General features: G+C 68.7%; 16 protein-coding genes. 9 read left to right on the forward strand and 7 right to left on the reverse strand.

Going from position 1 to position 13547, the window contains the following annotated elements; all coding sequences use genetic code 11:
- Positions 1-6 precede the first annotated feature (6 nt).
- Entirely contained in the window at positions 7-1272 is a 1266-nt protein-coding gene (locus E0H92_RS02610; RefSeq protein ID WP_131469070.1) for an FAD-binding oxidoreductase, read from the forward strand.
- Between the two features lie 29 nt (positions 1273-1301).
- Here the strand turns inward: E0H92_RS02610 and E0H92_RS02615 are convergent, their stop codons facing one another.
- Genes E0H92_RS02615 through E0H92_RS02625 form a run of 3 tightly spaced genes read right to left on the reverse strand, consistent with a single transcriptional unit; the run spans position 1302 to position 3233 of the window.
- A complete protein-coding gene (locus tag E0H92_RS02615; RefSeq protein WP_131495260.1) occupies positions 1302-1697 on the reverse strand; it encodes a RidA family protein in 396 nt (131 codons plus the stop codon).
- Between the two features lie 21 nt (positions 1698-1718).
- Positions 1719-2153, reverse strand: a complete 435-nt coding sequence (locus tag E0H92_RS02620; RefSeq protein WP_238173283.1) for a phosphatase domain-containing protein — start codon at positions 2151-2153, stop codon at positions 1719-1721.
- Positions 2154-2162: 9 nt separating this feature from the next.
- Positions 2163-3233: an ABC transporter ATP-binding protein gene (locus E0H92_RS02625; RefSeq protein ID WP_131469074.1), complete on the reverse strand. Its 1071-nt coding sequence runs from the start codon at positions 3231-3233 to the stop codon at positions 2163-2165.
- A gap of 123 nt (positions 3234-3356) precedes the next feature.
- Here E0H92_RS02625 and E0H92_RS02630 point away from each other — a divergent pair, with 123 nt between their 5' ends.
- Together E0H92_RS02630 and E0H92_RS02635 are read left to right on the forward strand one after the other, a co-directional pair.
- Positions 3357-3920: an ArsR/SmtB family transcription factor gene (locus E0H92_RS02630; RefSeq protein WP_131496419.1), complete on the forward strand. Its 564-nt coding sequence runs from the start codon at positions 3357-3359 to the stop codon at positions 3918-3920.
- Positions 3913-4740: an SRPBCC family protein gene (locus E0H92_RS02635; RefSeq protein WP_131495261.1), complete on the forward strand. Its 828-nt coding sequence runs from the start codon at positions 3913-3915 to the stop codon at positions 4738-4740. Before E0H92_RS02630 ends, E0H92_RS02635 begins: the two co-directional genes overlap by 8 nt.
- Here E0H92_RS02635 and E0H92_RS02640 read toward each other — a convergent pair.
- The gene (locus tag E0H92_RS02640) at positions 4737-5639 is read right to left on the reverse strand and encodes a LysR family transcriptional regulator (RefSeq protein WP_131495262.1); all 903 of its coding nucleotides are present in this window, start codon (positions 5637-5639) and stop codon (positions 4737-4739) included. The two genes, E0H92_RS02635 and E0H92_RS02640, sit on opposite strands and share 4 nt — an antisense overlap.
- A gap of 91 nt (positions 5640-5730) precedes the next feature.
- Between E0H92_RS02640 and E0H92_RS02645 the strand changes: the two genes are divergently transcribed.
- Both E0H92_RS02645 and E0H92_RS02650 read left to right on the forward strand, forming a co-directional pair.
- Positions 5731-6945 carry an MFS transporter gene (locus E0H92_RS02645; RefSeq protein ID WP_238173284.1) on the forward strand — a complete coding sequence of 405 codons (1215 nt, stop codon included), beginning with the start codon at positions 5731-5733 and terminating at the stop codon, positions 6943-6945.
- 9 nt (positions 6946-6954) lie between these two features.
- Positions 6955-7770 carry a phosphotransferase enzyme family protein gene (locus E0H92_RS02650; RefSeq protein ID WP_131495264.1) on the forward strand — a complete coding sequence of 272 codons (816 nt, stop codon included), beginning with the start codon at positions 6955-6957 and terminating at the stop codon, positions 7768-7770.
- Here the strand turns inward: E0H92_RS02650 and E0H92_RS02655 are convergent.
- Positions 7767-8219, reverse strand: a complete 453-nt coding sequence (locus tag E0H92_RS02655; protein WP_131495265.1) for a winged helix-turn-helix transcriptional regulator — start codon at positions 8217-8219, stop codon at positions 7767-7769. The two genes, E0H92_RS02650 and E0H92_RS02655, sit on opposite strands and share 4 nt — an antisense overlap.
- Before the next feature lie 85 nt (positions 8220-8304).
- On the opposite strand from E0H92_RS02655, the gene E0H92_RS02660 reads away from it, so the two are divergent.
- The 4 genes from E0H92_RS02660 (at position 8305) to E0H92_RS02675 (ending at position 12058) form a co-directional block, all read left to right on the forward strand.
- Positions 8305-8895 carry a dihydrofolate reductase family protein gene (locus tag E0H92_RS02660; RefSeq protein WP_131495266.1) on the forward strand — a complete coding sequence of 197 codons (591 nt, stop codon included), beginning with the start codon at positions 8305-8307 and terminating at the stop codon, positions 8893-8895.
- 12 nt (positions 8896-8907) lie between these two features.
- Positions 8908-9291: a TIGR03618 family F420-dependent PPOX class oxidoreductase gene (locus E0H92_RS02665; RefSeq protein WP_131495267.1), complete on the forward strand. Its 384-nt coding sequence runs from the start codon at positions 8908-8910 to the stop codon at positions 9289-9291.
- Between the two features lie 107 nt (positions 9292-9398).
- Positions 9399-11315, forward strand: coding sequence for a hypothetical protein (locus E0H92_RS02670; protein WP_131495268.1), 1917 nt, complete (start codon positions 9399-9401; stop codon positions 11313-11315).
- Positions 11316-11368: 53 nt separating this feature from the next.
- Positions 11369-12058, forward strand: a complete 690-nt coding sequence (locus E0H92_RS02675) for a dienelactone hydrolase family protein (protein WP_131495269.1) — start codon at positions 11369-11371, stop codon at positions 12056-12058.
- On the opposite strand, the gene E0H92_RS02680 is transcribed toward E0H92_RS02675, so the two are convergent.
- Together E0H92_RS02680 and E0H92_RS02685 are read right to left on the reverse strand one after the other, a co-directional pair.
- On the reverse strand, positions 12036-12572 hold the full coding sequence (locus E0H92_RS02680) for a putative immunity protein (RefSeq protein WP_131495270.1): 537 nt from the start codon (positions 12570-12572) through the stop codon (positions 12036-12038). The two genes, E0H92_RS02675 and E0H92_RS02680, sit on opposite strands and share 23 nt — an antisense overlap.
- Entirely contained in the window at positions 12572-13504 is a 933-nt protein-coding gene (locus E0H92_RS02685) for an AraC family transcriptional regulator (RefSeq protein ID WP_131469093.1), read from the reverse strand. Before E0H92_RS02685 ends, E0H92_RS02680 begins: the two co-directional genes overlap by 1 nt.
- Positions 13505-13547: the final 43 nt, after the last annotated feature.

Here is a 13547-nt window from a genome sequence, read left to right on the forward strand (position 1 = left end):
ATCTGCATGATGTTGACGACGACCAGTAGCGGGTACGACGAGGCGCGGTTCGGGTTCCAGCGGCGGGAATCGCATCGGCCGGCGGTGATCTTTGCGGTGACGAGCACGGCCGAGGTCGAGGAGGCGGTGCGGTACGCGATCGACCAGGACCTGCGGATCGCGGTCCAGGCGTCCGGGCACGGCCTGACGCAGGGGATCGACGGTGGCGTGCTGATCGCGACCGATGGCTTCAAGGGCGTGACGGTCGACGCGGAGCGCAGGACGGCGTGGATCGAGGCGGGCGCGACCTGGCGGGACGTGCTGCAGGCAACAGCGCCGTACGGGCTGGCACCGCTATCGGGCAGTGCACCCGGCGTCGGCGCGATCTCGTACACGCTCGGTGGTGGGCTCGGGCTGATGGCACGACGGTTCGGGTACGCCGCGGATCACGTCCGCCGGATCGAGGTGGTGACCGCGGACGGCGTACGGCGCGACGCCGAGGAGGACCCTGACCTGTTCTGGGCGCTCCGTGGCGGTGGCGGGAACTTCGGTGTCGTGACGGGGATCGAGGTCGAGCTCTTCGACGTGCCGACGCTGTACGGCGGCAGCTTGTACTTCGATCTCGCCGAGCACCCGATGGTGCCGGAGCTGTGGCGGGAGTGGACCAGGTCCGTGCCGGAGGATGTCACGTCGGCGATCGCGATCCTGCCGATGCCGAACATCCCGCAGGTGCCGGAACCGTTGCGTGGGAAGTACATCGGGCAGGTGCAGCTCGCGATCCTCGGCGACCGTGGTGAGGACCTGATCGGACCGCTCCGGGCGATCGGCACGCCGGTCCTCGACACCGTGGGGGAGCTGCCGTACGTCGACTCGGGGAAGATCTTCGCGGAGCCCGAGCGCCCCGACAGCTACACCTCGCTCAACGTGCTGCTGAAGGACCTCGATGCGCTCGAGACGCTGCCCGCGCTTGCCGGTCCGGGCGCGTCGCGGATGCACGTGATCGCCATCCGGCACCTCGGCGGTGCGCTCGCCCGGCCGCCGGAGGTCCCGAACGCGATCGGTCACCGCGATGCGGCGTACTCGCTGACCGTCCTCACCCCAGGCAAGGGTGACGCCGGGCTGGACGTGCTCGAACCGTGGGCCGCGTCAACCGTTGGCCGCGCCCTCAACTTCACCTTCGCGAAGCTCACCGACGACGAGGTCGCCGAGGCGTACGACGACTACGACCGGCTCATCGCCCTCAGGCGCCGCTACGACCCGACCCGTCGGCTGCACGCGAACCACCGGCTTTAGCGATCAACGCGCAACCTCGGCGGGAACGATCACAGGGCCGCTGTCACGTCGATCTCGACGAGTTGGTTGGGGAAGCCGAGCTGGGCTACGCCGAGGAGGGTGCTTGCGGTAGTGAAGGCGGGGGCTAGTGGTGATTCGTTGAGTTGGGTCCATACCGCGCTCAGGTCCTCGCGGTTCGGGCTGGCTACATAGATCACCGTGCGTACGACGCTTTCCGGCGTGGCACCCTCTGACTTCAGTGCGGTGAGGATGTTCGCGATCACCTGCGCGGTCTGACCTTCGAGGCCGCCCGGGGCCAACTCACCGGACGCCTGCAACGGACACTGGCCGGCGAGGTAGACCGTGGTGTTCGCCTGCACGCGCGTCACGTGGTGGTACCCAGGCGTCGCATGGAGCCCGTCGGGGTTGTTCCGCTCGATCGTCACGCCTCGACCCAACGCGATCCCTCAGCCCCGGGTCAACAGATTTAGCACGTACCGCTTCTGCCACGGCGTCTCCACCGCGTGCTTGTCGTAATGCCGTCGTACGTAGTCGACCGCCTGATCCGCGGGCAGCCCGTCCAGTACGGCGAGACATGCGAACGCCGTCCCGGTCCGCCCACGGCCGCCGCCGCAGGCGAACTCGACCCGTCCGGTCCCGGTCCGCTCCAGCGCCTCGCGAAAGGTCGTGAGCGCCTGCGCACGATCCACGGGCAGCCGGAAGTCCGGCCACCTGATCCAGTGCGTCTCCCACGGCACGTCCGGCGGCTCCTTACCGAGCAGATACACGCCGTACGTCGGGAACGGTTCTGCCGCCGCGCCGTTGCGCAGACCGCGTCCGCGCACGAGCCGGCCCGACGGCAGCTCCATCACCCCTGGTGCGTCCTTGATCCACAGGCCCACAGGGCCAAACTACACAAGCCGCTCCTCGGTGGAGGTGGAGAAGAGGTGCAGCTTGTCGGGGTCCGGCGCCAGGTGGACGACGGTGCCCTTGTCGTTGTGCAGCCGGGTGCCGATCCGGGCGATGATCTGGTCGCTGGTGTGCTCGGCGGTCCCGTACAGGAACGCGTCCGACCCCAGCTCCTCGATCACCGACACCTTCACCGGCAGACCGTCGTCCGCGAGATGCAACGCCTCCGGGCGGACGCCGAGCGTCATCGTCGTGTCGTCGCCGGCCTTGGCCAGTACGTCGCGCGCGATCGGGACCACGTAGTCGCCGACCTTCGCGCCGCCCTCGACGATCTCGGCCTCGATCAGGTTCATCGCGGGCGAGCCGATGAAGCCGGCCACGAACTTGTTCCGCGGGCGGTCGTAGAGGTTCAGCGGGGTGTCGACCTGCTGCAGCACGCCGTCGCGAAGGACGGCAACCCGGTCGCCCATCGTCATGGCCTCGACCTGGTCGTGGGTGACGTAGACGGTGGTGACGCCGAGCCGGTGCTGCAGTTCGGCGATCTGGGTGCGGGTCTGGACCCGGAGCTTGGCGTCGAGGTTCGACAGCGGCTCGTCCATCAGGAAGACCTGCGGGTTACGGACGATGGCGCGGCCCATGGCGACACGCTGGCGCTGACCACCGGACAGTGCCTTCGGCTTGCGGTCGAGGTACTCCTCCAGACCGAGCAGCTTCGCGGCCTCCTGCACGCGCTGAGCGCGCTCGTCCTTGTGGATGCCCTGCATCTTCAGGGCGAAGCCCATGTTGTCGGCTACCGACATGTGCGGGTACAGCGCATAGTTCTGGAACACCATCGCGATATCGCGTTCCTTCGGCGGGGCGTTGGTGACGTCCCGGTCGCCGATGAAGATCGCGCCCTCGTTCACCTCTTCGAGCCCGGCGAGCATCCGCAGCGCCGTCGACTTCCCGGAGCCGGACGGGCCGACGAGCACCATGAACTCCCCGTCCTCGATGTCCAGGTCGAGTTTGTCGACTGCCGCGAGGTCGGTGCCCGGGTAGACCCGGGTGGCTCCCTTGAACGAGACAGTTGCCATGTCGCGCTTCCTTTCCTCGAAACCAACACACCGTGGAACGGCGATCCGGCGACTTACATTCCCCGGTGATCTAAATATCACTGATTGACAAGGATCTTTTTTACGTACAAACTTTTTTGTGTGATGAGAGACGTGATGCATCTGGAGCAGCTCGAGCAGGCCGAGGCCCTGTTCAAGCCGCAGCGGATCGAAGTGCTGCGGCGGCTGGCGGAGCCGGCCACCTGTGGTGACGTGGCCGAGCAGCTCGGCCAGACCCCGCAGCGCGTCTACTACCACGTGAAACGCCTCGTCGAGGCGGGACTGGTGACCCAGGTGGACGAGCGCAAGGTGCGCGGGATCCGCGAGGGCATCTACCAGGCGACGGCCCGTTCGTACTGGCTGTCCCCGACCCTCGTCGGCCGGATCGGCGGCCTCCGCCGGACCCGCGACGAGCTGAGCCTCGGCTACGTGCTGGACCTGATGGAAGAGGTCCAGACCGACATCGCCGCGCTGGATCGGTCGGCTCCGGAGCTGCCGTCCATCGGGGTGTCCGGTGAGATCCGGGTTCCATCGGACCGGCGGCGGGAGTTCTTCGAGGACCTGCGCGGCACGCTGCAGGACCTCTTCGAGCGCTACGGCGGCAGTGAGGGCGACGCCTTCAAGCTCGCGGTGGCCTGCTACCCCAAGGGAGACCGAACCAATGACTGAACCACTTGTCCTGCAAGTGCGCGCCCAGACCGGCATCGACGACGTCCGGCAGGCGCTGACCGATTCGAAGGCCCTGAACCTCTGGCTCGGCGAGCACTCGACCGTCGACCTGCCCGGCACGTTCGAGTTCTGGGGCCGCTACATCCCCGAGGGCGACGCACCGCGCCAGCGAGTCCTCGGGTACGACGGAAGCACGCTGACGCTGGCATGGACACTCGGGGGCGAAGAGACCACCACCGAGATCACGCTGACGCCCGAAGCTGACGACGCGACGCTGATCAGACTCGAGCAGACCGGCTTCGACTTCGCGGACGCGGTCAGCGGCGCGAACATCCGCGGCGTACTGCAGACATTCTGGTCGCTCGCGCTCGCGAACCTCGTCGACCATCTCGACGGTCGCGAGCTCACCACCCGGCCGGACTTCACCTCGCCGGTCTTCGAGGGCGAGGCGCTGATCGACGCGCCGGCCGCCCAGGTGTACTCGGCGCTGACCGAGTCCGAGAAGGCGTCCGAGTGGTTCGGGTTCCCGGTCGGGATCGACCTGCGGAAGGGCGGCCGGTTCGCGATGGGCGGGTTCGACGCCGGTCCCGGCGTGGAGATCGTCGACCTGGTCGAGGGCCGGAAGATGTCGATGGACTGGGGACCTGCCGGGATCAGCACCTGGGAGCTCGCCGAGTCCGGCGGGAAGACCCGGCTCACCTTCGTGATGAGCGGCTTCGACGAGTCCAACCCGCCGTACGGCGCCTGGCTCGGCTGGCTCAGCGGCGTCGCCGCACTCCGCCGCTTCAACGAACTGCCGGACTGGAAGATCTGGGCCTAGAAATACGGACCTTCCGGGCGGATCGAGTCGCCGATGAGATCGAGCAGGGCGGTGACCGCTCTGCTCGGTCGTCGTCCGGCGATCGTGACCACGGACAGCGTCCAGGTGAGCTCGGCGCCGGTGATCGGTAGTTTGGCGACGCCCGGCGCCGCGGCCAGCTCGAGGTCCGGGACGACGCCGACGCCCAGACCGGCGCGCACATAGTCCGGGATCGTGGTCAGCTCCGGCACCTCGACCTGGATCCGCCTGGGCCTCCCGATCGCGTCGAAGGCCCGGTCGACCATCTTCCGGTTCCCGAAACCCGCCGGCATGTCCACGAACCGCTCGGTCGCCAGCTCGCCGAGCCCGATCCCGGTGCGCCCGGCGAGCGGATGCGACGACGGGACCAGCGCCACGAACGGAACCGTCGCGATGTCGCGGACCTCGAGGCCGGACAGCTCCGGACGCGGCAGCCCGAGCAGCGCGATGTCCAGCCGGCCGTGCCGTACGTCGTCCGCGAGGCCGGTCGACCCGGTCGGCGAGGTCGCGACCTGGACCTCGACCAGCGGGTACGTGCGATGGAACGCCCCGAGCAGCTCGGCCATGTTCACCAGGCTGAGCCGGGCCAGCGTCCCGATCCGGATGCTGCCGCGCAACCCCGACGACGCCTCCTCGACGGCGGCCCGCGCGCGGTCCAGCGCCTCGAGCGCGGCCTTGGCCTCCGGCAGCAACGCCTGACCGGCCGCCGACAGCACGACGCGCCGGGTCGAGCGATCGAAGAGCGTCGTCTTCAGATCGGTCTCCAGCGCTCGTACGGCGGCGGAGACCGTGGACTGCACCGTGAACAGCCGGTGCGCCGCACGGGTGAAACTCAGTTCCTCGGCGACGGCGACGAAGTACTCCAGCTGGCGACTGTCCACAGCTCCAATTATCGGATTCGCCGATAAGAGCATGCAAGAACTTTCGTTGGACTCGATAGATGCGGCGCGGCACGCTGGAAACATGTCCACCATGACGTCTTCGCGAACCGGGATACGGATCCGGTTCGCTCATGCTCCGGGGTTCTGGGTGATCGCGGCGGCCTTCCTCACCACGATGGCCTTCTCGACCATCCCGACGCCGCTCTACGCGATCTACCAGCAGCGCGACGGTTTTCCGACGTACGTGATCACGGTCATCTTCGCCAGCTACGCGGTCGGGGTAATGGCGTCGCTGTACCTGGCGGGGCATGTCAGCGACTGGCTCGGGCGGCGGCGGGTCGCGTTGCTCGCCGTCCTCGCGGAGGCGTTGTCCGCAGTGATCTTCCTGATCTGGCCGGACGTGCCGGGACTCCTGCTGGCGCGGTTCATCTGCGGCGTCGGCGTCGGCGTACTGACAGCAACCGCGACCGCTCACCTGTCCGAGCTGCGGCAGGTCGCGCGTCCCGGCGAGGACCCGAGCCGGTCCGCGTTGATCTCGAGCATGGTGAACCTCGGCGGGCTGGCGTTCGGTCCGCTCGTGGGTGGACTGCTGGCTCAGTACGTTTCCTCACCGCTGGAGCGTCCGTACGAGATCTTCCTGGTGCTGCTGCTGATCAGCGCGGTGGGGATCGCGCTGGTGCCGGAGACCGTGGAGCGGTTGGAGGAACGTCCGGCGTACCGGCCGCAGCGGGTGGCGCTGCCCTCGTCCGCGCGTCCGTTGTTCTTCGCGTCCGCGATCGGCGCCTTCGCGGCCTTCGCGATCTTCGGTCTCTTCACGTCCCTGGCGCCGACGTTCCTGGCCGGCGTCCTGCATCACACGTCCCGTCTGCTCGCCGGGGTCGTCACCTTCGCCGTCTTCATCGCCGGCGCCGCGAGCCAGGCCGTCTTCGTCCGCCTCTCGCGCCCGGCTCAGCTCCGCCTCGGACTGGTCGCGATGTCCGTCGGTCTGGTGGGCGTCGCGGTCGGCGGGCTCATCCCGAACCTGTACCTCTTCGTCATCGGCGGGGTCGTCGCCGGCATCGGAGTGGGGCTGGTGTTCCGCGGCGCAGTCGCGACCGCCGCAGCGCTGGCCGACCCGTCGTCCCGCGGTGAGGTCCTGGCCGCCCTCTTCCTGATCGCGTACGCCGGACTCGCGATCCCGGTCCTCGCGATCGGCCTGGGTATCGCGCTCCTCCCCGCCGAGGTCGCGCTGCTGCTCTTCTCGGCGCTGATCCTGATCCTGGTGAACGCCGCCGTAATCCGGATGCTCGCCGCCCAGCGCAGGTGATGTGATGCGGTGGTGGACCTGGAACGCGACTACGGACTGACTGTCTCCTCGCTCGAGCCGCACCCCGGCGGCTTCGCGACCGACGGCTGGGTGGCAGACGGCCGGTGGTTCGTGAAGGTGTGGAAGGAAGGCGAGGAGCCGTCCGGGTTGTCGCAGTTGGCGGAGTTGCACGCCCTGGGGCTGCCGGTGGTGGAGCCGTTGCGCACGCTGCAGGGTGAGCTGTCCGCGAAGAACGTCGCTGTCTTTCCTTATATCGAAGGGCGTACGGCGACCTGGAGCGACTGGCGTGTGGTGGCGCGGGCGTTGCGGCAGGTGCATGAGGCGCCGGTGCGGGTGACGCTGCCGCCCGCAGACGTCAGCGAGCCGCACATCCGGACCTTGGGGCGGAACCTGCAGCACCCGTGGATCGCGGACCGCGCGGAGGTGGTGGCGGCGGCGATCGCGCGGTTGGACGACGTACGAACGCGACTCAAACCGGTGCGCGACGTCTTGTGTCACACGGATCTGCATGGTTTGAACGTCCTGATCGACGACCGCGGTGCGGTCGCGGCGATCCTCGACTGGGAGAACGCCGTGATCGGGCCCCGGGAGTACGACGTGTGGGTCGCGGCCGACGGTGATCGGCTGGCGGAGTTCCTCGACGAGTACGGCGCCGACGACCTGGACGCCGACCACCTCGAGTTCGCGCTGCTCGCCCGCGGTCTGCGGGACATGTCCGCCCGGGTGATGTCCGAGGTCGATCGACCCGGCGTCGACACCTGGGGCTTCGACCGAATCGCCCGCGTGGACAGCGATCTCGACGTGTTCCGCGCGTACTGTTCCTAGGCCGCGGCGCCTGGGCCGGGGAGGATGTCGATGTCGTCGGCGTGCATCGGTTTGCCGCAGTGCGCGCAGGCGAGGTCCACGTGGCTGATCTCTCCGCAGGCGTGGTGCCGGTAGAGGACGGGCGGTCCGGCCTGGCCGGCCAGCCATTTGTCGCCCCAGGCAACCATCACCATCAGGACGTCGAGCAACTCCCGGCCGCGGTCGGTCAGCACGTACTCGTACCGCGGCCGGTTGTCGTACGGCCGGCGCTCCAGGACGTCCCGGTCGACCAGGTGGTTCAGCCGCTCGGTGAGCACCTTGCGGGAGATCCCGAGATCCGCCTGGAGCTGCTCGAACCGGGAGAACCCGACCCAGATGTCGCGCAGGATCAACGGCGACCACGGCTCGCCGATCACGTCCAGCGTGCGCGCGATCGAGCACGCCATCTCACTGAAATCCGTTCGCTGCATGACACCAGTCTAGCTCTTGGGGTTCCCTAAAGGAACTCCAGCATGTTAGCGTTCCTTCAAGGAACCCCAAGGGAAGGTGAACACGATGAGCAAGGTGGTCTGCGCCCTCGCCGTCTCGGTCGACGGGTACATCACCGGACGCGACTCCGGTCCGGATCGGGGTCTCGGCGACGCCTCGATGCTGTTCGACTGGTACTTCGACGGCGACACCCCGAGCCAGGTGTTCGACGGCTTCAAACTGAGCGCTCCGAGCGCACGGGTCTTCGACGCGCTCGCCAGCCGGGTCGGCGCGATGGTCGCCGGGCACAAGACGTACGACGACTCGGGCCACTTCGGCGGCGGAAGCCCGCACCCGAAGGCTTCCCTGGTCGTGCTGAGCCACGGGCCGGTGGCGGAGATCAGCGAACGGCAGACGCTCGCGAACACCATCGAGGACGCGATCGCGGCGGCGCGTGAGTTGGCCGGCGGGAAGGACGTCGGGCTGATGGGTGGCGGGGTCGCGACCGCGGCGCTCCAGGCGGGGCTCGTCGACGAGCTCGTGCTGCATCAGGTGCCGATCCTGCTCGGCAGCGGCCGGCCGTTCTTCCAGGAGCTTGGCGAGCACGTCCGCCTGAACCTGATCGAGGCCGTGCCCGCGCCCGGCGTCACCCACCTCCACTACGAGATCGTCCGCTGAAGGAGCCTTGCCATGTTGAAGCCCGCCGTACGTAGCGCTGTCGAGAGCACGTCCATCGCCCACCTGGCCACCGTTCTGCCGGACGGGTCGCCGCACTCCATCCCGCTCTGGGTCAGCTCGATCGACGACAGGATCATCTTCCTGACCGGCCCGAACTCCCAGAAGGCCCGCAACCTCCGCCGCGATCCGCGGGTCGCGTTGTCGCTCGCGCCGGTCGACAACCCGTACGAGCCGGTCATCGTCCGCGGCCGCGTCGTCGAGTGGATCGACGGCGACGCCGGCTGGGACCTCGTCGACCAGATCGCCCAGAAGTACATCGGCCAGCCCTACGGCCGCGACGTGGAACGCGTCATCGGCGTAATCGAGGTGGACCACCAAACGGTCGGCGTCAGCTGAGCTGTAACGTCCGCGCGCCGCTGACGATATCCAGTGGACGCGAGTCATCTGGAACTCGCCACTTGGGGTTCTGGGGAGATTCGCGAATGCGTTCAGTGATGCGTTCCGTGACAGCTGCCTTGGTGCTGGCCGTGGTAGCCGGAGGCACCGGATCGGCGTACGCCGCGGACGGTGCGCCGACCGTCACCGTGGACAGCCCGGCCGTCGACAGTACGGTCGCGCTCGGCGACCTGCCGGTGAAGATGTCGGTCGATCTCGGCGGCGAAGCGTCCGGCCGGGTCGACGTCAGCCTCGGCTACGACGTCAAGGGATCCGCGGAGATCGCGTCCGGTACCTGCGGCAGCGGATGCCAGGTGACCGTTCCGTTGCAGGTCGGCGACTGGAACCACCCCGGTCTCGGCGCGATGATGCTGACGGCCAAGCTGACCACCGCGTCCGGCGGCCAGGCGTTCGGCGGCGGGAACCTCTACGTGACCTCGCCGTCGTCGATCTCCGACCTCCGGCACGTCCGCGACGGGCAGCTGTTCAGCGACGCCGTCGTCGACACCACCGGGACGTTCCGGGTCACTTCGCAGTACCCCCGGGACGACGTCGCCGAGCTGCGGGTGATCGACCTCGCGACCGGGACGCCCGTCCTGGCGGGATCAGCGCCGTTCGACGTGCCCCGCGGAGTCGACCACGATGCTGTGATCGAGCTCGGCTTCGCCGCGGTGCCGGACGGTCTCTACCGCGTCGAGGCCAAGGCGCGCGACGCGTCGGGCTTCTACGGTTCCGGGAAGTACACGTTCGTCCGGGTGAACCATCAGGACCCGGTGCTGTTCGACACCGGGACCGGGACGCAGGTCAGCCCGGCGTACGTCGGTGGGAATCTGAAGATCACCGGACCGCTGCTCAGTGGGAGCAAGCCGGACGTCGTGAAGCTGACCGTCGACGGGGTTGACCGGGCGGTGTCCGTGACGCCGGCGTGGAAGACGGTGAACTGGCAGGACCCGGCCACCTCGTGGCAGAACGTCCAGTTCGTCATGGGCGACCCGCAGCTCACGCTCGGTACACACCAGATCTCGTTGAGCCTGCTCGACAGTGCAGGTCGCTTGATCGGCGCGCCGGCCGCCAAGACCATCACGGTCACGGACTTCAGCGCCGCGGTGTCGGCCCCGAAGCTGGTGGTCGGACGGGCGTCGACCGTCGCGTTCAGCGCGGATCCGCCGGCCGGTAAGCAGCTCGACTCGTGCGAGGTCGGTCTGGCCGGGCCGAGTTCCATCAGTGTTGCCGTCGGCAGCTGGTGTTCGGTGCCGAACCCCCTGCCCAGTCTGCGGAAGTCCGCGACTGTGACGCCGCGGCTCGCCGGTGCGAACAAGTTCACCTTCTTCCTGCACACGACCGACGGTTACGCGCGCAACGTCGCCGTGCCCGCCACGGTGTACGCCGCGCGCCGGGCGACCGTCTCGGCGCCGGCCGTTCCGTACGGCGGCACCGGTACGGCGAAGGTCGTCGTACAGGACATGCGAAGCCTCAACGTCTGGTCCGCTGCGCCGTCGGGTGTCACCGTCTACCTGCAGCGGCAGGCCGTCGGCACTACCCGCTGGGTGACGCTCGGATCCGCGAAGACGGTGGCCGGAGGCGTCGCGTCGATACCGTTCGTCAGCGCGATCAACGGCGCGTTCCGTGCGGTCCTGGCGTCCAGCGTCCCCGGCGAAACGTTGATCACCCGCGCGATCGGAGCAGTCTCGAGCTCGGTCGTCAGTTGGCGGATCGCGCCTCGGACGGCCGTCCACGGCCGGGCGGTCGCCTACGAGGCGCTGGCGAACCCGTACGACGCCGGAGCGTACGCGATCCTCCAGGTCCGCAAGGTGGGTGCGACCAAGTGGACCTCGGCGAAGACCGTTGCGGTTCCGACCACCCGCATCGCCCGCTTCGGGTACGCGTTCCCGAGTGCCGGCACGTGGTACGTCCGCGTCTATCGCCCAGCGACCAAGCAGCACGCCGCCGGACTGTCGATGATCGTCACGGTCAAGGTCAGCTGACCCGAGAGGGCAGCTGGGAGCCGGAGCTCCCAGCTGCCCTCTAGGATTCCCGCATGGGTGTGACTGTGACGGTTGGGGAGCAGGACGCGTATCTCGCGCGGGTCGGGCGGGCCGGCATGTTGTTGCTGCCGATGATCACCGGGATCGGTGAGCAGATCCGGGAGTGGGCCGACGAGCTGGCCGGGGAAGGGATCACCGCGCTGGCGTGGGACCCGTTCAAGGGGCGCAGTACCGACAACGCCACGCGGGAAGAGCTGAGCGGGCTGCTGCGGGAGATGGACGACGATGCCGCTCTCGCCGAGCAGAGCGCGTTGCTGGACTACCTGTTCGACGACCTCGGATGCACCAAGGTCGGCGTGATCGGATGGTGTCTCGGGGGACGGTTCGCGTTCCTGCTCGGGGCGCGCGACCAGCGCGTGGCGAACGTCGTCGCCTTCCACCCGACGGTGCCGTCGAACCGGCCGCCGCATCACACGTACGACGCGATCGCCGAGGCCGCCGGGGTGACGGCGCCGGTGCTGGTGAGCTACCCGAGCGCGGATGCCGCCGTACCGAATGCGGACTTCGAGACGTTGCAGACCGTCCTGCAGGCGCGGACCACCGGCGCGACGTTCGCGCAGTACTTCCCTGGTGCGGACCATGGGTTCTCGGACAAATCGCGGCACGACAAGGATGTAAACGCGGACGCGTTCCGGCTGGCGTGGCCGCAGGCGCTCGCGTTCATGCGGTCGACGGTCGCCTGAGTTCGGCTTCCAGTTGGCGGTGGAGTTCGCCGAGGCGGCTGCGGCCGGGAGTGCCGTCGGGGTAGCGGGCGAGGATCTCGCGGACGGTGGGCGGGACGCGTTCGACCGCCCATCGAAGGACCGCGTCGGCGGCGGCCGGATCGCTGGTCGCCAGCTCCTGCGCGTACGCCGCGTACTGTGCCGCTGCGACGATGTGCTTCACCTGAGTAGCCGCCGCGAACGGATGCAGATAAGCCGACCCAGCCGCACCGACCGCCGCCCGCGCAGCTGCTTCGGCGGCTGGATCCTTCATCTCACCGGCCGCCTTCAGTGCTGCGAACGCAGTGGTTCGGAGGGTCTTCGTTCGTTTGCCTCCGGCGCCGAACTCGCGAGCTGCCTCGATCGCGTCCCGTGCCCGCCGATCGCCCGGCGCGGCCGCCTCGAACAACGACAGCGCCTGCTCAGCGCAATCGGCCGTCCACAGACTCAGCTGCCGTAACTCGTCGAGGCTCAGCGGAATCTCTTCGTGACCCATCACGCCGCCCGGCGATGCGCGGTAGGCGTCACTCCCCGGACCCGCTTGAACGCAACGCTCAATGCGAAGGCGTTCGCGTACCCGACTCGTCGGGCGATCGTCTCGACCGTGTCCCGCGTCGATCGCAGCTGATCCGCGGCGAGTGTGATCCGCCAACCGGTCAGGTAGCTCATCGGCGCCTCACCGACGATCGCGCTGAAACGCCGGGCCAGCGACGCACGCGAGATCCCGACCCGATCCGCGAGCTCGGTGACGTTCCACGGGTACGCCGGATCCTCGTGCAGTAGGCGCAACGCCGTACCCGCCACCGGATCGGTCTGCGCCTGGTACCACCCCGGCGCGTGCGAATCCGGCCGGGCGAACCACGCGCGTAGCGTGGTGATCAGCGCCAGGTCGAGCCACCGGTCCAGCACGCTCTGCTGACCGGGCGCGTCGCGCTGGATCTCGCTGGTGATCATGTCCATCACCGACCCCGCCACCTCCGCCGCCGGTACGACGAGCACCGGCGGGAGTGCCATGATGAGCCGGCGGTTGACGTCGCCCGCGACCTGGTAGGTGCCGCTAGCAACCATCACCTCGCCGGACTTGCGGGCGCCGTACGTCCGTACCCCGAGCCGGGCCGAGTAGTCGATCGGTGCCCCAGGCAACGGTTCGCAGATGCCGCCGGGGTGGATCCGCAGCTGCGGCGCGGTGGTCAGGCTGTCGCTGACGACGTACGGCTCCGGGCCGGTGACGATCGCGACGTCGCCCTGCTCCATCCGCTGCGGCTCGAGGCCGTCGCGGGCCAGCCAGCCGGACCCGCGAACGAGGATCGCGAGCGCCAGCGGCGCCTCGTCCAGGATCTCCAGCGCCCAGGGCAGATCGAGGATCGTCAGGTTGAACACCCCGTCCTGCGCGCGGGTCCCGGCCAGTAGTTCGTCGAGCACGTCCATGGGAGGAGCCTACGTCAGACTGAGCGTTCCGAACATCGAATTG

Source organism: Kribbella speibonae (genome assembly GCF_004331375.1).
In the GTDB taxonomy this organism is placed as follows: Bacteria; Actinomycetota; Actinomycetes; order Propionibacteriales; family Kribbellaceae; genus Kribbella; species Kribbella sindirgiensis.